28 protein-coding genes are annotated in these 26,524 nt (G+C 73.2%); 15 read left to right on the top strand and 13 right to left on the bottom strand.

Going from position 1 to position 26,524, the window contains the following annotated elements; genetic code table 11:
- Positions 1-40: 40 nt before the first annotated feature.
- From AB0367_RS20305 to AB0367_RS20295, 3 genes are all read left to right on the top strand, one after another.
- Positions 41-3,745: an FHA domain-containing protein gene (locus tag AB0367_RS20305; protein ID WP_366227905.1), complete on the top strand. Its 3,705-nt coding sequence runs from the start codon at positions 41-43 to the stop codon at positions 3,743-3,745.
- A 70-nt stretch (positions 3,746-3,815) separates the two neighbouring features.
- Positions 3,816-4,646, top strand: a complete 831-nt coding sequence (locus tag AB0367_RS20300) for an LLM class F420-dependent oxidoreductase (RefSeq protein WP_366227904.1) — start codon at positions 3,816-3,818, stop codon at positions 4,644-4,646.
- Entirely contained in the window at positions 4,643-5,050 is a 408-nt protein-coding gene (locus AB0367_RS20295) for a TIGR03668 family PPOX class F420-dependent oxidoreductase (protein WP_366227903.1), read from the top strand. The genes AB0367_RS20300 and AB0367_RS20295 overlap by 4 nt, the downstream gene beginning before the upstream one ends.
- Here the strand turns inward: AB0367_RS20295 and AB0367_RS20290 are convergent, their stop codons facing one another.
- On the bottom strand, positions 5,051-5,455 hold the full coding sequence (locus AB0367_RS20290; protein ID WP_366227902.1) for a hypothetical protein: 405 nt from the start codon (positions 5,453-5,455) through the stop codon (positions 5,051-5,053).
- A 348-nt stretch (positions 5,456-5,803) separates the two neighbouring features.
- Between AB0367_RS20290 and AB0367_RS20285 the strand changes: the two genes are divergently transcribed.
- Entirely contained in the window at positions 5,804-7,261 is a 1,458-nt protein-coding gene (locus AB0367_RS20285; protein ID WP_366227901.1) for an MFS transporter, read from the top strand.
- 39 nt (positions 7,262-7,300) lie between these two features.
- Here the strand turns inward: AB0367_RS20285 and AB0367_RS20280 are convergent, their stop codons facing one another.
- Positions 7,301-8,278: an NAD(+)/NADH kinase gene (locus AB0367_RS20280; RefSeq protein ID WP_366227900.1), complete on the bottom strand. Its 978-nt coding sequence runs from the start codon at positions 8,276-8,278 to the stop codon at positions 7,301-7,303.
- 61 nt (positions 8,279-8,339) lie between these two features.
- Between AB0367_RS20280 and AB0367_RS20275 the strand changes: the two genes are divergently transcribed.
- From AB0367_RS20275 to AB0367_RS20265, 3 genes are all read left to right on the top strand, one after another.
- Entirely contained in the window at positions 8,340-8,984 is a 645-nt protein-coding gene (locus AB0367_RS20275; RefSeq protein ID WP_366227899.1) for a class I SAM-dependent methyltransferase, read from the top strand.
- Between the two features lie 50 nt (positions 8,985-9,034).
- A complete protein-coding gene (locus AB0367_RS20270) occupies positions 9,035-9,382 on the top strand; it encodes a TraR/DksA C4-type zinc finger protein (protein WP_366227898.1) in 348 nt (115 codons plus the stop codon).
- Between the two features lie 89 nt (positions 9,383-9,471).
- Complete coding sequence (locus AB0367_RS20265; RefSeq protein WP_366227897.1) at positions 9,472-9,948, top strand: GNAT family N-acetyltransferase; 477 nt, start codon at positions 9,472-9,474, stop codon at positions 9,946-9,948.
- A 25-nt stretch (positions 9,949-9,973) separates the two neighbouring features.
- Here AB0367_RS20265 and AB0367_RS20260 read toward each other — a convergent pair whose 3' ends face one another.
- Positions 9,974-10,630, bottom strand: a complete 657-nt coding sequence (locus AB0367_RS20260; protein ID WP_366227896.1) for a LysR substrate-binding domain-containing protein — start codon at positions 10,628-10,630, stop codon at positions 9,974-9,976.
- A 49-nt stretch (positions 10,631-10,679) separates the two neighbouring features.
- On the opposite strand from AB0367_RS20260, the gene AB0367_RS20255 reads away from it, so the two are divergent.
- Positions 10,680-11,066, top strand: a complete 387-nt coding sequence (locus tag AB0367_RS20255; RefSeq protein ID WP_366227895.1) for a DUF5997 family protein — start codon at positions 10,680-10,682, stop codon at positions 11,064-11,066.
- Between the two features lie 626 nt (positions 11,067-11,692).
- Here the strand turns inward: AB0367_RS20255 and AB0367_RS20250 are convergent.
- Positions 11,693-11,920, bottom strand: a complete 228-nt coding sequence (locus AB0367_RS20250; protein WP_366227894.1) for a hypothetical protein — start codon at positions 11,918-11,920, stop codon at positions 11,693-11,695.
- Positions 11,921-12,117: 197 nt separating this feature from the next.
- Here AB0367_RS20250 and AB0367_RS20245 point away from each other — a divergent pair, with 197 nt between their 5' ends.
- Positions 12,118-12,615, top strand: coding sequence for a phosphotransferase (locus tag AB0367_RS20245; RefSeq protein WP_366227893.1), 498 nt, complete (start codon positions 12,118-12,120; stop codon positions 12,613-12,615).
- A 203-nt stretch (positions 12,616-12,818) separates the two neighbouring features.
- Here the strand turns inward: AB0367_RS20245 and AB0367_RS20240 are convergent, their stop codons facing one another.
- On the bottom strand, positions 12,819-14,753 hold the full coding sequence (locus AB0367_RS20240) for a hypothetical protein (protein WP_366227892.1): 1,935 nt from the start codon (positions 14,751-14,753) through the stop codon (positions 12,819-12,821).
- 116 nt (positions 14,754-14,869) lie between these two features.
- Between AB0367_RS20240 and AB0367_RS20235 the strand changes: the two genes are divergently transcribed.
- Positions 14,870-15,409, top strand: coding sequence for a DUF302 domain-containing protein (locus AB0367_RS20235; RefSeq protein WP_366227891.1), 540 nt, complete (start codon positions 14,870-14,872; stop codon positions 15,407-15,409).
- Between the two features lie 16 nt (positions 15,410-15,425).
- Here the strand turns inward: AB0367_RS20235 and AB0367_RS20230 are convergent, their stop codons facing one another.
- Positions 15,426-16,418 carry a DMT family transporter gene (locus AB0367_RS20230; RefSeq protein ID WP_366227890.1) on the bottom strand — a complete coding sequence of 331 codons (993 nt, stop codon included), beginning with the start codon at positions 16,416-16,418 and terminating at the stop codon, positions 15,426-15,428.
- 38 nt (positions 16,419-16,456) lie between these two features.
- On the opposite strand from AB0367_RS20230, the gene AB0367_RS20225 reads away from it, so the two are divergent.
- Positions 16,457-17,002: a CGNR zinc finger domain-containing protein gene (locus AB0367_RS20225; RefSeq protein ID WP_366227889.1), complete on the top strand. Its 546-nt coding sequence runs from the start codon at positions 16,457-16,459 to the stop codon at positions 17,000-17,002.
- A 58-nt stretch (positions 17,003-17,060) separates the two neighbouring features.
- On the opposite strand, the gene AB0367_RS20220 is transcribed toward AB0367_RS20225, so the two are convergent.
- The 4 genes from AB0367_RS20220 to AB0367_RS20205 form a co-directional block, all read right to left on the bottom strand.
- Entirely contained in the window at positions 17,061-17,531 is a 471-nt protein-coding gene (locus AB0367_RS20220; protein WP_366227888.1) for a TrkA C-terminal domain-containing protein, read from the bottom strand.
- A 20-nt stretch (positions 17,532-17,551) separates the two neighbouring features.
- Positions 17,552-18,838 (bottom strand): ArsB/NhaD family transporter, encoded by a 1,287-nt coding sequence (locus tag AB0367_RS20215; protein ID WP_366227887.1) that lies wholly within the window; start codon positions 18,836-18,838, stop codon positions 17,552-17,554.
- 139 nt (positions 18,839-18,977) lie between these two features.
- Entirely contained in the window at positions 18,978-19,328 is a 351-nt protein-coding gene (locus AB0367_RS20210) for a hypothetical protein (RefSeq protein ID WP_366227886.1), read from the bottom strand.
- Positions 19,329-19,468: 140 nt separating this feature from the next.
- Positions 19,469-20,467 (bottom strand): TIGR03619 family F420-dependent LLM class oxidoreductase, encoded by a 999-nt coding sequence (locus AB0367_RS20205; RefSeq protein WP_366227885.1) that lies wholly within the window; start codon positions 20,465-20,467, stop codon positions 19,469-19,471.
- A gap of 102 nt (positions 20,468-20,569) precedes the next feature.
- Between AB0367_RS20205 and AB0367_RS20200 the strand changes: the two genes are divergently transcribed.
- Positions 20,570-21,265, top strand: coding sequence for a hypothetical protein (locus AB0367_RS20200; protein ID WP_366227884.1), 696 nt, complete (start codon positions 20,570-20,572; stop codon positions 21,263-21,265).
- 301 nt (positions 21,266-21,566) lie between these two features.
- Here the strand turns inward: AB0367_RS20200 and AB0367_RS20195 are convergent, their stop codons facing one another.
- Positions 21,567-22,538 (bottom strand): undecaprenyl-diphosphate phosphatase, encoded by a 972-nt coding sequence (locus tag AB0367_RS20195; RefSeq protein WP_366227883.1) that lies wholly within the window; start codon positions 22,536-22,538, stop codon positions 21,567-21,569.
- A 212-nt stretch (positions 22,539-22,750) separates the two neighbouring features.
- Here AB0367_RS20195 and AB0367_RS20190 point away from each other — a divergent pair, with 212 nt between their 5' ends.
- Both AB0367_RS20190 and AB0367_RS20185 read left to right on the top strand, forming a co-directional pair.
- Positions 22,751-24,127 (top strand): HAMP domain-containing sensor histidine kinase, encoded by a 1,377-nt coding sequence (locus tag AB0367_RS20190; protein ID WP_366227882.1) that lies wholly within the window; start codon positions 22,751-22,753, stop codon positions 24,125-24,127.
- Between the two features lie 118 nt (positions 24,128-24,245).
- On the top strand, positions 24,246-24,797 hold the full coding sequence (locus tag AB0367_RS20185; RefSeq protein ID WP_366227881.1) for a hypothetical protein: 552 nt from the start codon (positions 24,246-24,248) through the stop codon (positions 24,795-24,797).
- A gap of 62 nt (positions 24,798-24,859) precedes the next feature.
- Here AB0367_RS20185 and AB0367_RS20180 read toward each other — a convergent pair whose 3' ends face one another.
- Both AB0367_RS20180 and AB0367_RS20175 read right to left on the bottom strand, forming a co-directional pair.
- On the bottom strand, positions 24,860-25,129 hold the full coding sequence (locus AB0367_RS20180) for a DUF1876 domain-containing protein (protein ID WP_366227880.1): 270 nt from the start codon (positions 25,127-25,129) through the stop codon (positions 24,860-24,862).
- Positions 25,130-25,187: 58 nt separating this feature from the next.
- Complete coding sequence (locus AB0367_RS20175; RefSeq protein ID WP_366227879.1) at positions 25,188-25,802, bottom strand: hypothetical protein; 615 nt, start codon at positions 25,800-25,802, stop codon at positions 25,188-25,190.
- A gap of 94 nt (positions 25,803-25,896) precedes the next feature.
- On the opposite strand from AB0367_RS20175, the gene AB0367_RS20170 reads away from it, so the two are divergent.
- Positions 25,897-26,481, top strand: a complete 585-nt coding sequence (locus AB0367_RS20170) for an FhaA domain-containing protein (protein ID WP_366227878.1) — start codon at positions 25,897-25,899, stop codon at positions 26,479-26,481.
- Positions 26,482-26,524: the final 43 nt, after the last annotated feature.

Genomic DNA, 26,524 nt, shown 5'->3' with positions numbered 1-26,524 from the left:
GGTCCTCACCGATCGGCACACCCGGGAGAGCGGCGAGCGGGTGTGCGCGCTGCCGGCCACGCTCGGCCGGGACAGTGCTGCGGCGGCGGTGGTGCTCGACGACCGCGACGTCTCCCGGCGCCACGCGCGGCTCGAGGTCGTCGACGGCCATCTGGTGCTCACCGATCTCGGCAGCACCAACGGGACCTACGTGAACGACGCGCGGGTGATGCGCCGGGTGCTCGTCCCCGGTGATCGCATGCGCATCGGCAGATACGAGCTGACGTGGACGTTCTTCGACCCGGAGGCGACGGCGTTCATCGATCCGGGCGAGCTTACGGCCCTGCGGCAGGTTGGTCGGCCGGGCGTCGCAGCACGGCGCGTGGTGCAGGCCGCCGAGGCGCACAACCGGCGGGTCGGGCACGAACTCGACGGATTCCTGTCACTCGCGCACGGATTCCTGCCGGCCGAGCCGCCGCTGCTGGCCTTCCCGGAGTCGCACCGGGCCTGGGACGAGATGACCGACCGGCTCCCGGACCTGTTCCGCCGGCTGTCGCTGCGCCGGGCGTTCGATGCGATGCCGGTGCTCGACGCCCGTACCGAGGCCTTGCCCGACCGATACCTGTTGCGCGCCTCGACCCTGCTCGGCGTGTTCGCCCACGCCTACCAGTACATGGCGATCGACCCGCCGGCCGCGCTGCCCGAGTCGCTGCTGCGACCGTGGAGCACGGTCTCGCGCCGGCTGGGCAAGGAGATGCCGGCCGTCTCCTACATCGATCTGTTCTTCTACAACTGGCGGCTGCGTGATCCGGCCGGGCCGCGGGCGATGGGCAATCTGGACCTGCTCGTACCGACCTGGAACAACGCGGCGGAGCGGGTGTTCTACCTGGTCACCACCGAGTTCGCGATGGGCCTCACGCCCGTGCTGGGCGCCATGCTGGACGCCCAGGAGGCCGTCGTCGCGGACGATCCGGTCGCCCTGGAGCGGGCGCTGCTGGTGATCCTCGACCGGCTGCAGCACGTCACCCAGGCCATCTACCCGCAGATCGATCCCAACCCGCGCGCCCGGTATCCGCTCGACCAGGTGCTGTGGGCCAAGACGGTCGGTACCGCTGGCGTCCCGATCTTCGACGGTGCGCCCAGCCCGAGCGGCACCGCGCAGCCCCAGATCCACGCCCTGGACGCGTTTCTCGAGCGCCGGGACTACGGCTCGCTGGTCGGGCAGCAGAGTGTCTACCTCGCCGGGTTCTTCCCGCGGCACTGGCGGGAGCTGGTGGCCGCGCTGCGCGAGGTGTCGGTGCGCCAGTACGTCGAGGACACCCGCAACAGCACCTTGCGCGGCATCTACAACGCCATGCTCGACGCGTACGTCGGCGACCGAGGCTGGATGGGCCTGCACCGCGTCAAGGCCTACGGCTTCCTCGAGGTGGCGTTCAAGGTCGGCCGGCAGGTGACGACCGGCGCCCGGTTCACCGGACTGTTCAAGGACCGGACCTGGGACAAGGTGGACGACCAGCTGGCCGTCGTCCGCGACGAGCGCCGCCCGCCGGTGGGTCCGCCGGTGGTGTTCGGCACCGCCCGCCGGGGTCGTGTCGTCACCGCCGAGTCCGGCGCCTGGACCTGCTATCTGGACATCGACGTCACCGGGCAGGGCGTGCACCACCTGCCCGGCGACCGGGTCGGCGTGCTGGCCGAGAACGACGACGAGCTGGTGCGCCGTACCGTCGCCGCACTGCAGGCGACCGGCGACGAGCTCGTGCCGCTCACCCCGAAGTGGCGAGCGGCGGTGGCCTGCCGGGCCGGCTACGGCGACGTCGACGTGCTGCCGCTGCGCACGTTGCTGCGCTTCGCCTGGCTCCGGCCGATCGACCGGGAGGTAGCGAAACGGCTGGTGCGACTGACCGCCGTGGGCTCGTGGCAGCGCGTGGTGGACGCCCGCATGGAGGACCAGTGGGAGCTGTGGGACGTCCTGAACCTGTTGTACGCGGGCGGATATGACGTCACCCGGCTGTGGAAGGCCGGCCCGGGCGAGGACGACGCGTTCTGCGCGGTGATCGCGCCCGAGCCGTTCCGGCTGTATTCGATCGCCTCGGCGCCGCCGCCCGGCCAACCGGCCACCACGCTGCGGCTGGTGGTCGCCGGCCTCGGCTACACCTCCGCCCGGACGCCGTGGTCGTATCCGCGGGAGCGGCAAGGCGCGGCATCGCACTTCCTGCGCCGGGCGAGCGTCGAGGGCCGGCAACGGCTGTCGCTGCAGATCGTCTCCACGCCCCGGTTCCGGCCGCCGGCCGATCCTGCCCGGCCCGTCGTCATGTTCGCGGCCGGATCCGGGATCGCCCCGTTCCTGGGGTTCGTCGCCGCGCGCACCGGGTCCGGCGAGAACCGGCTCTATCTGGGCATCCGGACGCCGGAGGAATTCGTCGAGCACGCGGACCTCGACGCGGCGGCGGCCGCGGGCCGGCTGAGACTCTCCGTCGCGTTCTCCCGCGCCGACGCCGCGATCGGCTTCGACGGCCGGCGCCACGCCGTCCAGCCCGGACAGCGGCGCCGGGTGGACGACGTGATCCGCGCCGAGGCGGACGCACTCTGGGAGCTGTTGCGCTCCACCGACGAGGGCGGCCGCGGCGCGTTCGTGTACGTGTGCGGCAGCGCGCGATTCGCCGCCTCCGTCATCCAGGCGCTGACCGGCATCGTGCCCGGCGACGGCCGCGAGTTCCTGCGCCGGCTGGCGGCCGACGGCCGGCTGAGCGAGGACGTCTTCACCACCTATCTCGGCCACGCGCAGCAGGGCCCCCGCTTCGAGGTGTCGGATCTCGCGCGGCACAACACGCCCGAAGCCGGCTACTGGATGGCTGTCGGCGGCGCGGTGCTCGACGTCAGCGAATTCCTGCACCTGCACGTCGGCGGGGCGCACATCATCCGCAACCACGCCGGGCTCGACGCGACGGCGGCGTATCGCAAAGTGCTGCACCACGCGCACGCCGAGATCGACGCCCAGCTCGCGATGTACCAGATCGGCCACCTGCGCCGGCTGCGCTTCGGCGCCCGGTGGGGCGTGGTGCTCACCGAGGACGGCCTGCACTCGCTGCCGCTGGAGGAGCTGTTCCGGACCTGGGTACGGTTCGTGTACCTGCTGGTCGGCATGGAGAACGCGTTGTCCGCCGACTACGGATTCACCACGTCGGTCACCACCTTGGGCGAGGATCCCCGGGAGCTGACGCCCTTCAAGGCGCAGTACGTTCTCGAGGCGCACCGGCGGTTCCTGGTCAGCTATCTCGACGGGCTGGTGCACGAGGACCTGCGCACCCTGTGGCAACTCACCGCCGGCTTCTGCGACCCGCACCTGGACGTGCGGTCCTTCGGCGCCGATCTCGCCACCATGTCGGCGCGGCCGGACGTCGCGCTGGTCCGGCACTCCGTGTCCGCGGTCAAGGAGCTGCTGCTCGCCGGGGACGACCTCCGGCGGGTCACGGCGCTGTGCCACATCTACGCGCACGCCGACGTCCACCTGCTCCGCGATCTGAAAACCGCGGTGCTGGAAGGAATCCGGGCGTTCGAGATCCACGAGGCCGACGTCGTCGAGCAGGCGGGAGCCACGCTGCTCAACGCGGCGCGCGGGGCGCTCGCCGCGGTCTCGGCCTACTACCAGCGCCTCGCCGAGCAGACCCGCGGCCACGGCATCAGCGCCGCCGCCGCGGTCGAGGAGACGATCCCGGACGACCGGGGCCTGCCCGGCCACGGCAATCCGCTGCGGCTTCCCGATTGACGCTCGATCGCGGGCGCGTCATCCCCGGCCCGGCCCCCGGATCGGGCCGCGGACGGGTAGAGATGAGGGCATGGATTTCGGAGTCGGCTACTTTCCCACGCACAACGCGATGGCGCCCGGGCCGCTGGCCCGGCTGGTCGAGGAGCGCGGCCAGTCGGCGCTGTTCTTCGCCGAGCACACGCACATCCCGGCCAGCCGGGAGACGCCTTACCAGTACGGCGAGCTGCCCGCGAAGTACTGGCACACCTACGACCTCTTCGTCGCGCTCACCGCGGCCGCCGCGGCGACCAGCCGGCTGCGCGTCGGCAGCGGCATCTGCCTCGTCATCGAGCGCGACCCGATCATCACCGCGAAGGAGGTCGCCTCGATCGACCAGCTCTCCGGCGGCCGGTTCGAGTTCGGCGTCGGCGCCGGCTGGAACCGCGAGGAGATGCGCAACCACGGCACCGACCCGAGGGTGCGCATGACGGTCCTGCGCGAGCGGGTCGAGGCGATGCGGGCGATCTGGAGCCAGGACGAGGCCACATACCACGGCAAGTACGTCTCGTTCGACCGGATCTGGTCCTACCCCAAGCCGGTCCAGCGCCCGCACCCGCCGATCCTGGTCGGCGGCGCCGGCCCGGGCGTGCTCGACCGCGTGCTGGCCTTCGGCGACGCCTGGTTCCCCAACTACGACGAGGCCATCTTCCCGCGCATCGAGCAGCTGCGGGCCCGCGCGGAGCGGCCGATCGACGTGCAGGTGATCTCCGCGCCGGCGGATCCGGCGGTACTGCAGCGTCTGCACGACGCCGGGGTGCAGCGCGCGAGCCGCTGGCTGCCCTCCGGGCCGCGCTCGTCGGTCGAGCGGGCCCTGGACGAGTGGGAGCGGGCGATCGCCGACTTCGCCGGCGAGGGCGCGTGATCGAGGCCGAGGCGCGGCGCCGGTTCGCCGAGGCCTCGGTGGCGCGCCTGGCCACGGCCTCGCCCGACGGCCGCCCGCACGTCGTGCCGATCGTGTTCGCCGTCGACGGGGACACGATCTACCACGGCGTTGACGCCAAGCCGAAGCGGCACACCGCCCTGCGCCGCCTGGCGAACCTGGCCGTCAACCCGCGCGCCGCGGTGCTCGTCGACCACTACGAAGACGACTGGGCCGCCCTGTGGTGGGTGCGCGCCGAGGGCGCGGCCCGCGAGATCGACCCGGCCGGGCCGGAGGGGCGCCGGGCGCTCGGGCTGCTGCGGGCCCGTTACCCGCGGTACGAGCTGAAGGGAAGCCTGATCGGCATCGACGTCACCCGCTGGTCGGGGTGGTCCGCCGCCCGCTGATCAGGCCGCCGCCGGCGGACACGCGGCCCGCAGGATCTCCTCCAGGTAGGCCAGCGGGTCCGCCGGGGTGTCGCGGAGATACTCCTCGTACCAGACCCGGAAGCCCGCGAGCGCGCAGGCGACGAGCAGCCGGAGCCGCCAGTCCGTGCCATTCGATTCCTTCGACTCCTCCGCCCCGTCACGCGCCGCCAACTGGGCGACGAAGGCCGCCTCCTGGTCGGGGCGCACGCCAGGGTTCGACGAGCGCAGCTGGCTGGACCGCAGCACCACCGCGCGCAGGCCTGTGAGCAGCTCGCGGTGCTCGACCACGAACCGGCCCACGGCCAGCAGCGCCAGCCGCAGCACGTCGGCGGTGGGGGTGCCCGGCGGCGCGGCGGCGATGTGCTCGTGGCCGATGCCGGACATCCGGCGGACCGGCTCGGCGACGACGTCCTCCTTGGCGGCGAAGTACCGGTGGAACGTGCGCGGCGCGATGTCCGCCGCCGCGCAGATGTCCTGGATCGTGACGTGGTCGTAGCCGCGCTCGATGAACAGCCGCCACGCCGCCTCGACGGTGGCGGAGCGGTTCTGCTCGCGCTTGCGCTCCCTGAGGCTCTCGATCTGTCCGCTCCTTCCCTCGTCACCGATCGTAGGGTGGCCGGCGCTGTGACCGCGGTCTCAACTCACTCGCCGGCCATCTGCCGGTAACAATCTCGTGACAGGCTCTGCCTCGTGGCATATTGTGCCACAATACCTGGCTGATGGAGCCCGCCCATGACGCACGTCGACGATCTGACCACTGAGACGGCGTCGCCGCAGACCCGGGCGCCCACCGGCCGGTCCTGGACCGCCGGCCAGATCGTCGTCGTGCTGGTGATCGGCACGGCGGCCCTCATGGTGTCGCTGACGCAGGCGCTGCTGGTCCCGGTGCTGTCGGAGATCGCCGTCGACCTGCGCGCCGGTGGCGAAGGCATGGCCTGGCTGCTGACCTCGACCCTGCTCGTCGGGGCGGTCGCGGTGCCCGCCTTCGGCCGCCTCGGCGACCTGTTCGGCACCCGGCGCATGCTGCTGATCACGCTCGCCGCCCTGGTCGTCGGGTCGCTGATCTGCGCCGTCGCGACCAACCTCACCGTCATGATCATCGGCCGGGCCGTGGTGGGTCTCGCCATGGCCGCGATACCGCTGAGCATCAGCCTCATCGGCGTCATCCTGGCCAAGGAGCACGCGCCCGCGGGCATCGCCCTGATCAGCGCCATGGTCGGCGTCGGCGGCGCCCTCGGCCTGCCGCTGGCCGGCCTGATCGCGCAGTACACCGACTACCACGTGCTGTTCTGGATCTGCGTCGCCGGCGGCCTGCTCACCATGCCCGGCATCCTGCTGCTGGTGCGCGAGCCCGCCCGCGTGGCGAAGGGCCGCATGGACCTCGTCGGCGCCGCCCTGCTCGGCGGCGCGATGCTGGCCCTGCTGCTGCCCCTGGCCCAGGGCGAGTCCTGGGGCTGGACCGACCCGCGGACGATCGGCCTGCTCGCCGCCGCTGTCGTCCTGCTGATCGTCTTCGTCGCCGTCGAGCTGCGCCGGGCCTCGCCGCTGGTCGACGTGCGCACAACCGCCCGTCCGGCCCTGCTGCTGACCAACGTGGCGTCGCTGTTCGTCGGCTTCGCGCTGTTCGCCACGCTCATCGGCACCGCGTCCTACGTGCAGGCGCCCGCCGCGACGGGTTACGGCTTCGGCAAGTCCGTCATGGTCGGCGGCCTGTGCATGCTTCCCGGTGGCCTCGCCATGCTGCTGCTGTCGCCGTTGTCCGCCAAGCTGCGCCCGCGCACCGCGCTGATCATCGGCTCCCTGATCGTCGCCGCCGGCTTCGGCACCCGCATCGTGCTCACCGGCAGCCTCTGGCAGATCGTGCTCGGCGCCACCATCGCCGGCGCGGGCACCGGCATCGCGTACGCCGCCATGCCCGGCCTCATCATCCACGCCGCCCCGCACTCGGAACTGGCCGCGGCCAACGGCCTCAACTCCCTCTTCCGTACCGTCGGCAGTTCGCTGGCCAGCGCGATCGGCGGCGCGATCCTGGCTACCCAGACCATCAGCCTGGCCGGCCACGTCCTGCCGTCCCTGGCCGGCTACCGGACCCTGTTCGCCATCTGCGCCGCCGCCGCGGTGGCCGCGGCCCTGCTCGCCCTGTTCATCCCACGCCACGCCGCGACCCCGGACGCCGCGCTGCCGCAGTAGCGCAGCCTCCCCGCCGCCCGTGACCGGCGGGAACGGTCGTCACGTCCCGGCGTCCTGGGCGGCGGTACCCCCGGCACGACCCATGGCCCCATCGGCGGCCCTCTGGCGCAGCTCGGGCGGGATCAGCTCAAGCAGCTGGTCCGGGCGCAGGGGCAGGTCGAGCAGGCTCAGCTTGATCCGGCTCCGGCTGGCGTGCTCGCTCGCCGCGAGCCGCACCACCTGGGCGGATCGCTGGCGCAGGGCGATCGCGACCCGGTCGCCGGGCTCGAGCGTGCCGCTCGCGGTGCCGTCGACGTCGACCGCGATGGGCGCGCTGTCCGTCGCGACGGTGAGGGCGATACGGTCCTGCGCGCCCAGGACCACGGTCCGGCTGATGCCGGCCATCGGCGCGACCGGCGTGACGACGAGCGCGTCGGAGGAGGGGGACAGGATCGGGCCGCCGGCCGCGTAGTTGTAGGCGGTCGAGCCGGTCGGCGTGGCGATGACGACGGCGTCGGCCCGGTAGTAGCCGTAGCGCACGTCGTTGACCCACAGGTCGACGGAGACGCCGCCCGAGCGGCCCTCGCGCGCCAGCACCACGTCGTTGAATCCGAACCGGGTCGCGAGCTCCACCCGGCCGGCGCCGGCCTCGAGGCACGCGTGCGGCTCGATGGTGAAGTCGCCGGCGGCGAGCCTCGCCAGCGCCGACGGCAGCTCGCCCGGGGTCACCTCGACGAGGAAGCCGAGGTTGCCGTGGTTGACGCCGAGCACGGGAACGGGACGCTCGATCGTCAGCCGCATGGCGCCGAGCATGGTGCCGTCGCCGCCCAGCGCGATGAGGCCGTCGACCGACGCCGCGAACCGGGCGTCGGGCACGGTCTCGACCTCGGCGGGGACGCGCTGCCGGTCGCTTTCGCGAGCCAGCACCCGCACGGGGTGGCGGTGCGAGGCGGCGAGGACGGCCTCCACCGAGCCGCCCACTGGTTTGGTCGGGTGCAACACCAGACCGACCGCACGTACTTGAGGCCCGAAGCTCATACCGTCAATTCTCCCCTTGCCGTCGCCACATGACGAGCGCGCATATAGCAGGATCGAGCGGGTGGAGCGACTCGACAGTCAACGGGATTACTGGGACACGGCCGGCACGACGAAGACGTTCGGGCATCCGCTCGACCCCGCCTGGCTGGCAGGGATCGAGCGGGGGGCCCGCGTCCTGGACTACGGGTGCGGGTACGGCCGGCTCGTCGCCCAGCTCGACGCCGATGGCTTCGCCGGCACCGAGGGCGTCGACGTGTCGGCGAACCTGCTGGCCCGCGCCCGCGCCGACCATCCGGCGGGCCGGTTCACACTGCTGGACGACCCGCCCCGCCTGCCGCACCCCGACGGCAGCGTGGCCGCGGTGCTGCTGTTCGCCGTGCTCACCTGCGTCCCGACCGACCGCGGCCAGCGCGACCTGGTCGCGCAGCTGCACCGGGTGCTGGCGCCGGGCGGCCTGCTGTACGTCAGTGACCTGTGCCTGCAGGACGACGAGCACAACCGCGAGCGGTACGGCCGGTTCGCCGCGGCCTACGGCACGTACGGCATCTTCGAGTCCGGCGACGGCGCCGTCCTGCGCCACCACACCATGGACTGGCTGCGCGCGCTGTTCGCCGACTTCGACGTGGCCCGGTCCCGGCAGCTCGCGGTGCGAACCATGAACGGCAACCCGGTTCAGGCCACCCAACTGCTGCTGCGCAAGCGCTGACCCTGCCACGGGAGCCGGGTCGCCGGACGAATCGCCGTATCGTTGGGCGCGTGGTGGGCGGTGACGTCGCCTCGGCGCGGGCGGAGCTGCGTCGGCTGCGAGAACGGGCCGGCGACGAGGTGCGGGCGCTGGAGGGGGACCTGCGCGGCGTCTTCGAGGCCTCCCGGGAGTCCAACGCCGACGACGAGCACGATCCCGAGGGCAGCACCATCGCCTACGAGCGGGCCCAGCTCACCGCCGTGCTGGACGCGGCCCGTCGGCGCGTCGCCGACCTCGACGACGCGCTGGCCCGGCTCGAGGCCGGCAACTACGGCGCCTGCGAGCGCTGCGGCCGGTCGATCCCCGCCGAGCGCCTCGCCGCCCGGCCCTCCGCCCGCACCTGTGTAACCTGCGCTTGACCGGTCCGAGCACCGCCGCGGCCACGACACCGCGCCGGCAGCCGGCCGGGTGAACGGGCACCGCACGCTGGCACGGGATGGGAGCACGGGTGGCGGAGCTTGGGATCCGCAGGGCTACCGGCGCGGATGTACCGGCCATCGTCGCGCTGCTGGCGGACGACCCGCTCGGCGCGGGCCGCGAGTCGCCGGATGACCTGGCGCCGTATCGGGCCGCCTTCGCCGCCGTCGACGCGGACCCGAACCAGGTGCTGGTGGTCGCCGAGCGGGCCGGGCGCGTGGTGGGCACCCTGCAGCTGAGCGTGCTGCCCGGACTGGCCCGGCGCGGCGCCGCCAGAGGACAGATCGAGGCGGTGCGGGTGGCGCGGGACGAGCGGGGCGGCGGGGTCGGCGCGACGCTGATGCGCTGGGCGATCGACGAGGCGCGTCGGCGCGGCTGCCGGCTGGTGCAGCTCACCTCCGACGTGGCACGGCCCGACGCGCACCGCTTCTACGAGCAGCTCGGCTTCGCGGCCACCCACGTCGGCTTCAAGCTGAACCTCGATCTGAACCCCGGCGCGGACCGGTAGCGGCCGGCGCGCCGACGCCGATGAGCTATCGGCGGCGGCGTGACGCCGGGGGCCGGGACTGCTCGCCGCTGCCGCGGGTGCTGTTCGCGGTGCGGCCCCGGACGATGCCGATCATCTCCTCGACGAGGTCGGTGTGCCCGTCGCGCGGCCACGCGAGGGCGACGCTCGAGGTCGGCGCGTCGGTGACGGTGCGGTACTTGAGGTCGCGCCGGTGGTACAGCCGCGCGAGGGACTGCGGAACCACGAGCAGGCCCACGCCGGCCGCCGCCCACTCGACCGCGGCGGCCGTCGTCTCGGGCCGCTCCACCGTCGTGGCCGGCTCCTCGGCCCAGGGCAGCACGTCGTCGAGGGGGCGCAGCAGCGGGTCGCCGAACTCCGCCAGCTCGGCCAGGCTCAGCTCGTCGGCCGCGTTGAGCACGTGGTCGCGGGGGATGACCACGACCGTCGTCTCGGTGTACAGCGGGATGGCGTGCAGCACGTCGCGATCCACCGGCAGCCGGACGACGGCGGCGTCCGCCAGTTGCGGCATGAGCCCGGTCGCCTCCGCGGCCTCGGCGGGCACGAGCTGCAGGGCGGTCCGCGGCACGCGCTCCGACCAGGTGCGCGCCCACCGGTCGATGACGACGCCGGGAACGATCGCGAGCCGGAACGCCACTGGGCGGGAATCCTCGTTGCTGGGCACGGCACCTCCCGCGCCAGCCTACCGCTCACCCGGCCGCTACCCTGACCGGGTGAGCAAGTCGAAGCAGCCCCAGCTGATGAAGCCCGCGACGGCCGCGCAGAAACTGGACGTGTACCTGCCGGCCACCCCGCAGGAGTTCCAGGAGCGCCAGGTGTCCCGCGACGAGCTTGACGAACTGCAGCGCAACCCACCGCAGTGGCTGGCCGACCTGCGCCGCGACGGGCCGCATCCGCGCAGCGTGGTCGCCGCGCGTCTGCGGGTGTCCAACAGCGGCCTGACTCGCGGCGGCATCACCGAGGCGCTCACCACCGCGCAGATCGCAGCCCTGGCCGCCGACCCGCCGGAGTGGCTCGTGCGCGAGCGGGAGTCCTTCGCGGAGGTCCGCCGTGAGCAGCGCCGCCTCCAGGAGCGCCGCGGCAATAGCGATTCACCCTGACAAGATCCCACGCACGGACATCGACGCGAGCGCGCCCCGACTCGCAGATCGGGGCCGCCGCGACGACGTACGGATCGTGACGGTGGTCGGCGAGCCGGATAGCGCGATCGGCGGCATGAGCACCCCCGCCGGTCAGGCCGTAACGCACTGTAGCTGCCTTGTCTCGACGGATCCGGATGCAGGCGAGACTGCAGGGTCCGTGCGGGCGTGGGCTTCACGTGACCGGTTGCTCGCTGGGTGCTCGGGTGTTCGCTACCTGGCACGGACGGAGTCGTACGGCTCAGGAATTTCCGCGTCCGATCCAGAGCGGGCATTGGCGTTCGCGGGGGAGCCGAGCCAGCTGACCAGCACGGACGTTGCCGGATCGAGTCCCTGGCGGCCCACCGACCACACCATCGTGCGAACCGGTGGTCCTTCGGGATTGACGACGACTGCTGGCGACAACCCGGCCTGCCCCGACCACCTACCGAACCCTGCCCGGCTTCGGCAACCAGACCATCACCAAGGCCTACCAGGACAGCATCGACCGACACCACCGCTGCGCACACTGGTTCGCCCGCAGTCGCCGCGGCGGACACGTCGTCCGCTGCCGCCGCGGCGTCGGCTCCGTCCCCGCCCGCGACTGGTCACGCAAAATGGGACATGTCGAAGCGGTGATCGGCGCGGGGCGCGAGCGCGGGCTGGTCGCCGACCCATGCGAGCGCTCCGGCCAGTGCGTACAGGTCGGTGCCGTCGATGTCGGTTCGCGCGGCGCCTGCGGCCTGGGCTCGGGCGAGGAGCCGGGCGCCCACGGCCCGCATCGTGACGCACGCGGCGTGCAGTGCGGATTCCGGGTCCTCGATGGCGGCCACCATCGACGCTATGACGCGCCCCGGTAGCTGTCCGCGCACGCGACGAAATCGCGTAGCTGGTTTTGAGCGCTGGTGATGGTCCCGCTTGGGCGTGGGTTTCGGGCCCAGGCCTCTTTCGCCGATTTCTATGGCGTGTCTTTGGGACCCACCCCTTGCCACCGTCCTGTCAGGGTCATGAAGGTTAAGTACCGTGACTTCTCGTGATTGAGTCCGAGGTTGAGGTCAGCGAAGATCTGGTCCGCGACTTGCTGCGGGAGCAGCATCCGGACCTGGCCGATCTGCCCATCCGCGAGGTGGCGGGCGGCTGGGGAAACCAGATGTGGCGCCTCGGGACCGACTTGGCCGTCCGGATGCAGCGGATGGACAAAAGCCCCGATCTCCAGCTCAAGGAGCGCCGCTGGCTGCCAGCGCTGAGCTCACGCCTGCCGCTTCCGATCCCGACTCCTGTGCGGAGCGGTACGCCGTCCGAGCGCTTCCCCAAGATGTGGACGGTCATGACATGGGTCGAAGGCACGCCCCTGGACCACGGCACGATCGTCCGCGGCGACCATGCGGCCGACATGTTGGCGGCGTTCCTCAAAGCGCTGCACGTGGAGGCACCCGCCGATGCGCCAGGTGCCTCGGACTTCGGCACCCACCCCAAGGACTGGGGGCCCGCAGGCCGGTCGGCACTTGATCGTGTCCTGAAGGGCCTCTGACGTCGGCATAAACCGACCAGCTCTCCCCGGTGGCCGAGACCAGCGATTGTTGCCTTGCCCGGCCGCCGGGCATTCGGGTTGCCGAGGGTGGTCGGACGGGTGTTGGCCTGGGGTTTGTTCGGCGGTGGACGGCTTCCCGGTCGCACTTCCCGGTCGATCCGTTCTACTCCGGATAGCGAGCGGCCGAGCTGAGCAGCGGCCGCTCAGCTCGGGCCCGCGGGCAGGCGGTGGTCCTCATCGTCCCCGGCTCGCGGCCTCGGCTCGGCGGCGCCGGCCGGCCGTATGTGCCGGCCTGGATCGGTGTGCAGACGGTGAGCGCGCCAGACGCCGTCGGCGAATCCCAGCGCCGCACCGACGTTGACGACGCCGAGGCTGCGGGCGGCAGGGCGCATGGCCCCGCCTCCCAGCGCGGCGAGCGCGCCGATGCCGGTGGCCGCCTGCGACAGCGCTATGCAGTCCCGGTCCACGCGGCGGGCCGCCGCCACCGCCTCCACGAGCAGCGCCGCCGGGCCTAGCTCGGTGCCGATGAGCACGTGCGCGCCCCACGGCGGCGGTGAGCCATCGACGTGCAGGCCGAGCCCGCAGTCCGCCGTGGCCAGCGCCCGCCGGTCTGCGGACAGCAGCATGACCACCCCGCCGGCGGCCTGGATGTCGCGTATCACGCCTACCAGACTCCCGCCGCGGGTCACCAGGGCGTCGGCGTAGCCGGCCCGCGGCCGCTGTTCGTCCGTGGCCAGCACGATCCTGAGCCCGGCGCGGCGGGCCGCGTCGATGACTGTGTCAAGCCCGGGTACGACATCCGCCTCGACCGCCAGCACAGCCTCCAGCCGGCTCCGGCGGGCCAGGCCCAGCACCACTTCGGCGCCGGCGTCAGCCAGCCCTCGCCGCTGCCGGACCCCGGCGCGTCCACGCAGCTCCAGCTTGTCGACCGGGGCCAGCGTCCACTCGCCGACCTCCCGGACATCCCACGGGTTCTCGGCCGCGAACAGTGCGGAACCGTGCTCGATCACCTCGCCGGGGTCGGCGCCGGCGAGCGGAACCAGGTCGGTCAGCGCCCAGCGACCCGAGCGCAGTGCCACGCTGTCCAGCACCAGCGTGTCCAGCCGGTCCAGGCGGCGCAGCACCGCCCGATCCATCACCAACGCACCGTCGCGGGCCAGCGCCAGCCCCAGATGCGACGCGAACGCGGCACGACCCGCCTCGGCCGCCCTGGGCAGCGTCGCGACCCCCACCGCCGCCGCACGCCGCAGCCCGACCAGCGGCGCGGCCGCCACCACGACGCCCGCCCCGCCGGCTAGCACCCGCCGCTGGTAGCGCTCCACCGGACCGTCCGGCAGCGGGCACGGGCGCTCGACCGCCACCGGGTCGGCCCCGGCGTCGCGCGGACCACGGATGAGCCGCGGCTCCGCCGCACGCCACGCCTGCTGATCCGCGCGGGCCTCCCGCCACCGGCCGACGCGCTCGGCGATGTCCACCACCACGCCCGCCCCGCCGACCGAGAGGGCCTGCGCCAGCCCGGCGGCCATGGAGACCAGGGACTCCGCCCGCTCCTGCCCATGCAGCCGTCTGGCGGCCAGCTCCCGTAACCGGGGATGCAGCTCGACGGCGGACACGAGGCCCGCCAACTCGGCGGGCAGCGGCGCCCACAGGGCCACCCGGGTAAGGCCCGCCAGTCCCAGCGCGACCGCGTCGACCGCCAGGTTCGCCAGCACACCGCTACGTCGCAGACCCTCGGCAGGGTGGCGCAGCTCCTCCTCGGCGAGCTCCTCGTCCACGCTCGCCGGGGCCGACTCGGCGCGCGTCACCAGCGCCACCAACTCCCGGCGCGGCGGCGGCGGATCGGCCACCTCGACCACCACCCGGCACGCCGGCGCGTTCACCCTCGCCCACACCACCCCCGGATGCCGCTCCAACGCCCGCTCCACCCGGCGGGCCACCCGCGCGCCGTCCACCCCGTGCACGCCGTGCGTCTCGATGTGCAGCCTGCCCGGACGCGCCCACACATCACGGCCCCCGCCGGTCAGCCGGCCCGCCACCCCGACGGCCAAGCCGACCGCACCGGAGACCGGAGCAGGCACTCGCAGGCCCAGCAGCACCATGGCCCTCCCGTACCTGTCGTCCGCGTCGGGTGCCGTCACTGTCCACATTGGCGCGCGCCATGCCGCCGTACCGCCGTGTGTGCCGACCACACCCGAACGATCACCCGGGACGGCAATCCGTTAGATCGGGCCGGCAGCGGGCAGAACAACGCCACGTGTCCACACTCAACACCGTCATCGACCATCCCGACCGGCGGCTCGTCGTGGCCCTTCCGCACACGTACGAACGGGCGCGGGAGCACTACGAGGCCCTCGTCCCGGAAGCCGACCTCGCCGCGCTGCACCGGTCGGGCTCGTGGGCGCAGAAGCTGGAGCTGGCCGGGAGCAACGCCCCGCACGGGTTCATGCGCTACTACACCGCCGACATCGCCGCCGTGATGGCCGGCTCGGCGCGGTCGTGGAGCGCGATGCAGTACCTCATGGGCAACCACACCATCGCCGAGCGGATGTACCGCCACGACCCGTCGGTCATGCTGCACGCCCCGCTGCGCACGCTGCTCTATACCGACCCCGGCGGCGGCACCCGGCTGGCCGTCGACCAGCCCAGCCTGCTGTTCGCCAGCTACGGCGACGCCCGCATTGCCGAGGTCGGCGAGGAGCTAGACGCCCTCCTCGCCCGCCTGCTCGCCCTCCTCGACGCCGACCCTCCCAAGGAACTGACCCCACGACCGGGCGAGGGCCGTCCGATCAGGTAGGGCCGGTCCGAGGACGTCACCCGGCGGGGCCGACCAGCTCGGCGACGGCGGCGGGCTGGTCGTCGCCCTCCCGGGGCGGCGGGGTCCGCTCGTCGGCGCGCACCAGCGCGATGCCGGCCAGCACGACCAGCCCGCCCGCGAACTGCCACGCGCCCGGGGCCTGCCCGAGCAGCACCCACGCGAACAGCCCGGCGAAGAGGACCTCGGTGAGGCCGGCGAACGAGGCGACCCGGGCGCCGAGCAGCCGGGAGGCGGCGATCCCCGCGGCGTAGGCGAGGGCGGCGGCGATCAGGGCCAGACCCGCGACCGGCACGACCCAGCTCACCCGGCGCTCGAGCAGTGTCACCGTGGCCGCGCCGACGTGGAACGGCAGCAGCCCGGTCGCGGCGCAGGCGGCCAGCGCCAGCGCCCCGACGAGCATGCCGGCCCACGCCAGGGTCAGTGGCGGCAGCGCGCCGTCGCCGCGCGAGGCCATCGTGAAGTAGACGGCGAGGGAGACGCCGGCGAGCAGCGCCCAGAGCACGCCGATCGGGTCGAGGCCGCCGCCCCCGGGGCCGAGGACCAGGACCAGGCCGGCCAGGGCGGCGATGCCGCCGGCGACGGTCAGCCGTCGTGGCCGCTGTCCGTGGCGCAGCCACAGCCACGCGACGACGAGGAGGATTCCGCTGTACTCCAGGAGCAGCGCCACCCCGACGTCGAGCCGCTGGACGGCGTTGAAGAAGGTCAGCTGGCCGCCCGCGATCGCGACCAGCCCGAAGGCGAGGACCTGCGCCAGCGCGCGCCGCGGCAGCCCGCGGTGGTTGCGCAGCGAGACCAGGGCCGGGAGGGTGAGCACCAGCGCCGCGATGCCGATGCGAACCGTGACCACGGCCCCCGGCGTCCACCCGGTCGCCATCAGGGACCCGGCGAACGGGCCCGCGGTGCCGAACGCCGCTGCCGAGAGCAGCGCGATCCCGAGCCCGAGGGCGCCCCTCGAGCGCGCGTCACCGGCAAAACGCGTTACGCTCATGACGCGAACGGTAGTGCGGATCAGAATAAGGAGTCAAGGTGCTCTTTGCTCATGACACCGAGCAGGCGCTCGTCGCCGCGGCCGCCACCGTGAACACCGGCACCGGCGAGGAGCTGCTGCCCGACGTGGCGGCGCTGGACGCGTTCCTGGCCCCGTGGAACTGGACCGGCCGCCGCCGCCACGACGAGGCGGAGCTGGAGGCCGTGCGGGCGCTGCGCCCGAGGCTCTCCCGCCTGTGGAGGGCGGGGGAGGACGAGGCGGCCGAGCTCGTCAACGCGATGCTGCGCGAGGCCGACGCGCTGCCCCAGCTCGTCAAGCACGACGGCTGGGACTATCACATGCACGCCACGCCGCCCGACGCCGACCTGCACGTGCGCATGCAGGTCGAGTTCGCGATGGCGATGCTGGACGTGATCCGGATGAAGGAGCTGGACCGGCTGCGCGTCTGCGCCGGCGACGACTGCGACGACGTCCTTGTCGACCTGTCCAAGAACCGGTCCCGCCGCTTCTGCGAGGGTGGCTGCGGCAACCGTGCCAACGCCGCCGCCTACCGCGCCCGCCGCGCCGCAGGGCCCCGGTCCTGACCCTCCGCCGCTGCGGCGGACGCCCCGGTGGTGAGGCGTCCGCCCGAGCCCGGACCGGCTACCCCGCGAGCAGCACGTCCAGCACCTTCAGTGCCGCGTCCGGGCGCCCGACGATGACGAGCACGTCCCCGGGCTCGCACTGGGGCCGCGGATCGGCGGGGAGCACCCGCTCGTCGCGGATGACGGCGGCGATCACGGCGCCGTCGACGGCGATGTCGCCGACCGGCCGTCGCAGCCAGGACGACTCGGCGCTGATCATCACCTGCACGACGGTCAGGTCGGCGCTGACCCGCTCCAGCCGCGCCGAGTGCACCTGCGGGCCGTCCGACTCCACCAGCCCGGCGAGGACCTGCGCCTCGACGGCCGTGAGCAGGGTGCTGGTCAGCCGGGTACCGGCGTCGGCCGGGTCGTAGACCACGACCTCCCGCCGGTGGTCGTGGTGGCGGATGACGCCGATGCGTTGCCCGTCATGCAGGTGCAGGACGTGCAGTGAGCCGACCCCCGGCAGGGGGGTGCGGACGGATTGCATGCTGCCTCCCTCATGGGTCGTCACGAGAAGTACCGCAGCCAGACGTAGACCCACGCGACGATGGTGGTCATGACCGTGGTGACGATGCCGTAGCGGGTGAACTGCCAGAAGCTGATCGGCTCCCCGGCCCGCGCGGCGATGCCGAGCACGACGACGTTGGCGCTGGCGGCGATCGCCGTACCGTTGCCGCCGAGGTCGGCGCCGAGCGCGAAGGCCCACCACAGCGACCGCCCCGTCTCCGGGTCGGCCGTCGTGGCCACGATGTCCCCGACGATCGGGGCCATGGTCGCGACGTACGGAATGTTGTCGAAGAACGCTCCCAGCACGGCCGAGCCGAACAGCAGCCCGGTGGCGGCGGTGAGGTAGTTGTCGCCGACCTGCGAGGTCGCCCACATCCCGATCCGGTGGATGACCCCCGTCTCCACGAGCGCGCCCACCATGACGAACAGGCCCATGAAGAAGACCAGGGTCGACCACTCGACCTCTTCCAGGTACTTGGAGGTCTCGACGCGTGAGACCAGCACCATGAGGCCCGCGCCGAGCAGCGCGATGATGGCAGGCTCGACGTGGATGACCGCGTGCAGCGAGAAGCCTGCCACGACCAGGCCCAGCACGACCAGGCACCGCACCAGCAGGTTGCGGTCCTTGATCGCCGCCCGCTCGTCGAGCGCCATGATCTCGGCGACGCGCTCCGGGTGGTACTCGAAGCGCTTGCGGAACATCACCCAGGCCAGCAGGACGAACAGGATGAACAGCACCACCACGATCGGCGCCATGTGGATGACGAAGTCGTTGAACGTCAGCCCGGCCCGGCTGCCGATGATGATGTTCGGCGGGTCGCCGATGAGCGTCGCCGCCCCGCCGATGTTCGAGGCCAGCGCCTCCGCGATCAGGTACGGCGCGGCGGGGATGCCCAGCTTCCGGCACACCAGCACGGTCACCGGCGCGACCAGCATGATCGTGGTCACGTTGTCCAGGAACGGCGAGGCGACGGCGGTGATCACCATCAGCAGCACGAGCAGCTTGTACGGCCGCCCCCGGGACCGTTTCGCCGCCCAGATCGCGAGGAACTCGAACAGCCCGGTCTGTTTGATGACACCGACGATGATCATCATGCCGAGCAGCAGGAAGATGACGTTCCAGTCGATGCCGGCGTGCTCGGAGAAGAAGACGTCCTCGCCCGGTACGAGGCCCAGCAGGGCCATCAGCCCCGCGGCGCTCAGCGCGACCGCGACGCGGTTGACCTTCTCCGTGGCGATGAGGACGAAGGCGATCGTGAAGATTGCGATCGCCGCGATCGCGCTCACGCGGTGCCCGGCGGTGCGTGCTGAGCCGCGGCGTGGGTGTGGTGTGTGGGTATGTAGGACATGGGGGTACCTCCGAAAGACAAGACAAGACAGGACAGCCGTCGACCCGAGAGGGTCACGGCTTCAGGGTGCTTGCGCTTCAGGAGGAAATGGGTGGGCCCCGGCAGCCCGCGGTCTCGGCCGCCCGCCCGGCGTGGGCGCCGCCGCCGGACCGTGCCGCGGTGGAGGCTGTCAGGCAGGGCTCGAGGTCGATCGAGGACGCCGCCAGCGCGAACCAGCGTGGCCCGGACGATGCCCCGTCCCGTGGCTGGAAGTGTTTGCGCCCCTGCGACGTGTCGGCGCCGGGAATGACCGCCGTGTGTGCGGCCCGCACAACCTGGAACGTGTCGCCGGGCACGGCGTGATGGGCCTGAGTGAGCCCGAGCAGCAGCGCGCAGACGCCAAGGACGATCGTGGCCGCGACGGCGCGCAGCGCGGGGCTGACTCGCATCCCGTTCGCTACCTCCCGTCGCGCCGCATTCGCCGTGAGTAAAGGATCTTACCAGCTCACAACCGGTTCAGCCAATCAGAGTCCACAGTGGATGATCGACGAGTGGGCGCTCACGCGCAGGCCGGTGGTGCCGCGCCGGCCTACAGCCCGGCGGCCCGGATCCGGGCGTGGAAGTCCGCCGCCACATCCACGTACTCGTCCATGTCGCGGGCCACGTTCGCCACCGTCACGAAGACGTGGTCGACCCCGGCCTCGGCGAGCCGCGCGATGTCGCCGACGATCTGCTCGACGCTGCCGGTGTACGGCTTGCGCCCCTGCGACGGCACCTCGTCCGTGCTGCTGACGCCGACCTGGAACGTGCAGCCCATCGCCGACGGGTCCCGGCCCGCGTCGGCCGTCATCTGCCGCAGCCGCGTCAGCACGCCGCCGACCGCGGCGGGCGGCAACCCGGTCGGCAACCAGCCGTCGGCGCGTCGCGCGGCACGGCGCAGGGCCACGTCCGAGTGGCCGCCCACGTACACCGGAATGCGGCGGGCCGGCTTGGGGCCGACCTCGGTCGGCGCGATCTCGTACCGCTCGTTGCGCAACGACACCGGGTCGGCGCCCCACACCGCCGCGGCGATGTCGAGGAACTCGTCGAGCGCGGCGCCACGCTCCGCGAACGGCCGCGGGGCGACCGCCGCGAACTCGTCGATGCTCCACCCGGTGCCCAGCCCGGCGACGAGCCGCCCGCCGGAGGCCGCGTCGATGCTCGCCGGCGTCCGCGCCAGGCGCACCGGCACGTGCAGCGGCGCCACGAGCACGCACGTGCCCAGCTCGACGCGGTCCGTGGCCGCGGCCGCCAGCGTGAGCGCGACCAGCGGGTCGAGGATTCCGCCGTAGCGCTGCGGCCACGGCACGCCGGGCATCCCGTACAGGCCGGGCTCGCCGCTCTGGTCCTCGGGCAGCAGGAGCCGCTCGAAGACCCACACGCTGTCGAAGCCGATCGCCCGCGCCGCCCGCGTGACCGCGGTGACCGGGTCGAAGCTCTTGAGCTGGGGCAGGCCGACCCCGACCTTCAACGAGATGCTCGACGTCCCTCCGGCACCCGGTTCGGCGTTGCCCGCCGCGGCACCCGACGCCCGGCGCACCAAGACCATATGCGGCGTCCCGGCACCGCCGAACACCGCCTCGACCCGCCGCGCGTGGCCTGCGCCGCGACCTTCGCCCGCCGCCGTTGACGCGTTTGTGATCATAGGACGGTGAACCGCAACACGGTCCGGTTGATGGCCGCGGTCGTGGCCGGCTGGCTCGTCGCCGCGCTCGGCGGGCTGGCCGTGGTGCCCTACTCCGCCTTCGCGTACGTCTTCGTCGCCGTCCTCGCGGTGCCCACGCTGGTGGCATTCTGGGACCCGGAGCGGCTGTTCGGGCGCCGGTGGGGATCGGACTCCCCGCCCGGGAACGCCGCCGACCACGAGGCCGACGTGGGGGTCCTGGTCCAGATCGCGCTGGGGCGGTACCGCCCGGTCTGGCTGATCGTGACGATGGCGCTCGGCCTGGCCGCCGCGATGGTCAACATGGTCGGCGGTTTCGCGGCGACCGTCGTGGCCATCGACGGCGAGCCGGTGCACGCCACCCGGGTGCGCCTCGAGCGCACCAAGCGCCTGCGGGACCCGGGCTACCACGTCGAGTGCGTCCTGGCCCGCCCGGACGGCACGCGGATCCCGGGCGGCCTGCCCGTGCCCGACGGCGACACCTGCGGCGAGACCGAGGACGTCATCGTCGACCCGCACGGCCTCGTCGACCCGGTACGCCAGCGCGACGACCCGGCCGGCTCCGTCGGCGTCCAGGTGCTGGCCCTCGGCGCGGCCCTGCTGTCGTGCGTGCCGGCGGCCCGACCCCGGCCCTCGCCACCCGCCCGCAAGACGGTCAGGCGCCGTGGCGGCCGGGCCGGATGAGCGGGCGGCTAGCCGTGGCGACCCGGCGTGCGGTGAGCGCGACGGTCCGGCGGGCGCCGGGTCTGAGGCGACGCCGAACGCCCGGTGTGTTCGACGCCGGCACAGCTCAGGGACGGCGGCGCCCGGTCGGGCTGAGGACCATCGCATCGAGCGCCGCCCGGCCCCGTGCGTCCCGCCACCGGCGGGACGTCCGCGAGTGAGACCGCGAACTCCGATGGCCGGTGTCCCGTGATCTCACCACTGCAACGTACCTGCTCTTGCCAATAGGTTGCAACAAGCCCGGCATCATCGAGGGCAACGGTCAGCGCAGCGCGAGCCAGGCGAGGCTCGCCAGGCCGGCGGCGATGCAATAGATCGCGAACGGCTTCAGGGTGCGGTGCTCGAAGTACTTCGTCAGGAACCGCACCGCCAGGTACGCCGCGATGAAGGAGGCCACGCTGCCGGCCAGCACCTGGCCGTGGATCCCGTCGCCCAGCGGGCCGAACAGGTCGGGCAGCTTGAGCACGCCAGCGGCCAGGATGACCGGCGTGGCCAGCAGGAACGAGAACCGGGCCGCGTCCTCGTGGGAGAGGCCCTTGAGCAGGCCGGCGCCCATCGTCGCGCCCGAGCGGCTGATGCCCGGCAGCAGGGCCAGGATCTGGGCCGACCCGATCTGCACGGCCCGCCAGAAGGTGCCGGACGCCAGGCGCTCGTCCGGGTCGCCGGTGGTGCGGTCCGGCGCGGTCACGGCGGCGGCGGGGCTGCGGTGCCCGCCGCCCGTGGTGACCTCGGCCATCGCGGGGGCGAGCACCACCGCGGCCGCCGCCTCGCGCTCCGCACGGCGGCGCAGGCGCTCGGCGCCCAGCAGGACCAGGCCGTTGAGGGTCAGGAACACGGCCGCGGGAGCGGGGCGGCCCAGGACCGCGCGGAAGGTGTGCTCGAGCAGCAGGCCGGTGATGCCGACCGGGATGGTCGCCACGATGATCATCCAGGCGAGGCGCTCCTCGGGGGTGGCGACCCGGCGGTACCGGATCGAGGAGAAGAACCCACCGAGGATGCGAACCCAGTCGCGCCAGAAGAACAACAGCAGGGCCAGGGCCGTGGCCACGTGCAGGCCGACGACGAAGGCGAGGTACGGCGACTCGGGGGCCGAGACGTTCAGGTCGCGGGCCCACCGGCCGCCGATCAGCGCCGGGAGCAGGACGCTGTGGCCCAGGCTGGACACCGGGAACAGCTCGGTCACGCCTTGCAGTAGCCCGACGACGATCGCCTCGGGATAGGTCAGAAGGTGCATCGGGTGCATGGAGCGCAATCCTGGCGCGCCGATCCTGAGAGCAGCTTGAAGACCTGGTCACGGCCGCCTGACTTCGGGGGACGTTCAGGGGCCTCCCCGATGGCCCGCCGGGGGCCGTGGCGGCCATAGTTCGCTCACGGCCCCGCGACGGGCCGCACAGGGAGCGGGCGGTGCTCAGGACCTCTTCAGGTCCGTACCACTAGCGTCGGGGCATGCGAGGTGTCGTGGAGCGGATCCGGAACCGGCTCGGGGTGCGGATGCGCTCCGCCCTGGCCGCCTCGGCCGTGGTCGCGGTCGCCTCCGTGCTCACCGGGGTCACCTTCGTCGTCGCGGCACGGTTCATCCTCACCGGCAACGTCGACCAGAACACCAGCGACCGCGCCGCGCAGATCGCCGGGGCGCTGGACGACGGCGACCGCGTGACGCTGCTGGCCGTGCTGAGCCCGTCGCCGCGCGACCGCACCATCGCGCAGGTCGTCGACGCGACCGGGCGGGTGGTGGCCGCCTCGGCCGCGATCTCCGGCGTCGGGCCGATCTCGGCGCTGCGGCCCCCGGCCAACGCGACCGAGCAGGAGCAGCGGCGGCTGAGCGTGGCGCACAACCAGTACTTCCGCATCACCGCCCTCGGCGTGACCACCGCCGCCGGGCCGCGCACCATCCTGGTCGGGCAGTCCATCGACGAGATCGACGACGGCACCGAGGCGGCGGTCGGCGCCCTGGCCGTCGGCCTGCCGCTGCTCACGCTCACCGTCGGCGTGGCCACGTTCCTGTTCGTCGGGCGGTCGCTGCGCCCGGTCGACGCGATGCGCCGCCAGGCCGAGACCATCACGGGCCGCAGCCTGCACAACCGGCTGCCGGTAGCGCAGACCGGCGACGAGATCGCGGCGCTGGCCACCACGATGAACACGATGCTCGACCGGATCGAGGCCGCCACCGCCGCGCAGCACCGGTTCGTCGCCGACGCCTCGCACGAACTGCGCAGCCCGCTGTCCACCATCCACGCCGGCCTCGACCTGCTCGCCGCCGCCGACCTGCCGCCCGCGGCCGGCGCGCACGTGACCCGCATGCACCGCGAGAGCGAGCGCATGGCCCGCCTCATCTCCGATCTGCTGCTGCTCGCCCGGGTCGACGAGAAGGGACTGCAGTTGCGCGCCGAGGACGTGGACCTCGACGACCTGGTGTACGCCGAGCGTGACCGCCTCGTCGCCGAGCGCCCGGACCTGCGCGTCACCGCGCGTGTCGCGCCGGTGCGGGTCAGCGGCGACGCGCACCGCCTGCAGCGGGTCCTGCGCAACCTGCTGGACAACGCGGCCCGGCACGCGAAGCAGTCGGTCGAGCTGACGCTGCGCTCGGACGGGGGTACCGCCGAGCTGACCGTCGCCGACGACGGCCCGGGTGTCCCGGCGCAGCAGTGGCAGCGCATCTTCGACCGGTTCGTCCGCCTCGACGACGACCGCTCCCGCACCGCAGGCGGCACCGGCCTGGGCCTGGCGATCGCCCGCGACATCGTGACCGCCCACGGCGGCACCCTGACGGTGCAGGACGCCCCTTCCGGCGGCGCCCTGCTGCGCCTGCGCATGCCCGAGTAACCGGCCGGTCACAGGATCGGGAGCCAGGCCCCCGGGCCACGTCGCGAGGAATCCGGCGAGGGCGGCGGTGAGGGACGTTCAGGGTTCCTTCAGTGTTTTGCCCCTAGGGTCCCGGTTTATGGACAACGCCTCCATCCTCGCCGTGGCCGGCGTCGCCGCGCTCGTCGGGCTCGCCGGCTGCGGCGGGACCAGCGCTGACACCGGCGGCACCGGCGGCATCCCCGGCGACAAGGGGTTCGTCGAATACCGGCCGGCCGGGCAGCAGTACGCCATCGAGGTCCCCGAGGGCTGGACGCGCACAGAGACCGCCGACACCGCCACGTTCACCGACAAGCTCAACACCATCACCGTGACCCTCGGCAGCAGCCTCGCCGCGCCGACGACCGCCGACGGGACCGCCGCGCTGGCCGCCCTGGCCGGTGCGACGCCCGGCTTCGCCGCCGGCTCGGTGTCGACCGTGCCGCGCCGTGGTGGCACGGCCCTGCTGGTCACCTACCGCGCTGACGCCCCCGCCGACCCGGTCACCGGCAAGATCGTCAACGACGACGTCGAGCGGTACGAGTTCTGGCACGACCGGCGGCTGCTCATCGTCACGCTCGCGGGCCCGTACGGCTCCGACAACCTCGCCCCGTGGCGGACCGTCACCGACTCGGTGCGGTGGCTTGACTGAGCGTATTGGTCCTGCGCGGCGTCACGCCGCGCCCGGAGGCGGGGGAGTGGTCGTGGCGGCCGTCAGCCGGCCAGCCGGACCGGCTCATCCGTGACCGCCTGGATGTCGGCGGCGGCCGTCAGCAGGAGCTGGTGGCCGAGGTCGGACAGGGCCCGGGCTGCGGCGAGCTCGTCGCCGATCTCCGGGATGTTGTCGTCCGCCGGGTGCAGGTGCGCGTCCCCGGCGCCCGTGATGAGCGCGTCCTCCTCGGCGCTCAGGCGCGCCTCCGCGTGGGTCTGGCCGTCGTGCTCGCCGATGACGATGTCGACCGTCCAATGCTTGTTCGCCGTCATGGCCGTGCTCTCCCCTCTGTGCGTGTGCGGGCGCCTGGCAAGCGGTACGCCCGTCGGCCTACCGCACCTCTTCGAGCGCCCTCAGCGCCTCCTCGAGTCCCTGCCGCGACCGCTCGGCCGGTGAGCCCAGCCCCTCCACGCCGGGAACGTCCGCGACCCGCGGCGCGATCTTCGTGAGCAAGGTCGCGCCGGCCAGCGCGACCCGGCCGGCGTCGGCGAGATCGTCCTCGCCCAGCAGCATCTTGATCTCGCCGCTGAGTCCCGGCAGGGTCTCCTCATCGGTGACGGCGGGCAGGTGGCCGGCGAGGTCCTTGGGATACGGCGCGCGCTCCCGCAGCTCCCGCAGCACCGAGACCACGGCCAGCCGGTCGCCGAAGCGGTCCAGCAGCGCGACCAGCCCGAGGACGCGGGCGATCAGCTGCGGGCGGCCCGGGAACCGGTCCAGCCAGGCCAGCAGCTCCTCGTCGCCGCCCACGTGCTGCATGACCCGCCGCAGCGCGGACGCGATCGGGGTCGACGGCGGCTTGGGCTGCCCGATCAGCGCCGCGATCTGATCGGCGAGCGCCGCCTGGCCCGCGTCGTCGAGCCGTCCGGCCACGAACTCGTGCACGGCGCCCAGGGCGACGCCCTCCACGCTGACCTCGCCCTGCCGGCGCCGAGCGGGGCGGCGCAAGATATCCACCTCGGCTCGCCTACCCGGTCACCGCAGCACCAAACGACGCTTCGCCCGCCCGTCGCCGTGCACCCGCCCCGTTAGACTCGCGCGCATGAGTCTGCCGCACCGGCTGACGATCCTGCGCGCCATGCAGCGCGAGGCCGAGGTCGGCGAGCAGACCCTGGCTCCCAACAGCTACCTCGTGCTCGTCGCTCCGGCAGACCACCAGCACCTGAGCTCATACGCGCCGGCGCTGGCCAGCTCTCAGGCCGAGTGGCTGGCCGCGCAGGGCTGGGGCGTCGCCGACGAGGTCCTCGTCGACCTGCGGCCCGACGAGGACATGCCGGCGGGGCAGTTCCGGGTCGTCGCCGACGTGCGCAAGGCCCGGACCCGCCGCGGCGACGAGGCCGGGCGGGGCATCGGGCTGCTCGTCGGGGACGGCTGGCGGTACACGCTGCAGGCCGGCGCCACCGTGATCGGCCGCGGCCGCCAGGCGGACCTGCGCCTGCGCGACGAGGGGGTCTCGCGGCGGCACGCTCGCCTGCAGTACGACGGGCGGGCCCTGACCGTCACCGACCTCGGCTCGACGAACGGCACGACGGTGAACGACCGCCCGGTGCGCGCGGCCGTCCAGGTGTCGGCGGGCGACACGATCCGGGTCGGGCCGGTTACATTGACCGTGCAGACCGAGCGCTGAGCCGCGGTGGGCTCGCCGACGGTAGGTACACGGTGCGGATCGA

Origin of the sequence: Dactylosporangium sp. NPDC051484, from assembly GCF_040689395.1 — a bacterium.
Classification (GTDB): domain Bacteria; phylum Actinomycetota; class Actinomycetes; order Mycobacteriales; family Micromonosporaceae; genus Dactylosporangium.
The sequence above is the reverse complement of the archived record's forward strand: the minus strand, read 5'-3'. Positions and strand labels throughout refer to the sequence as shown.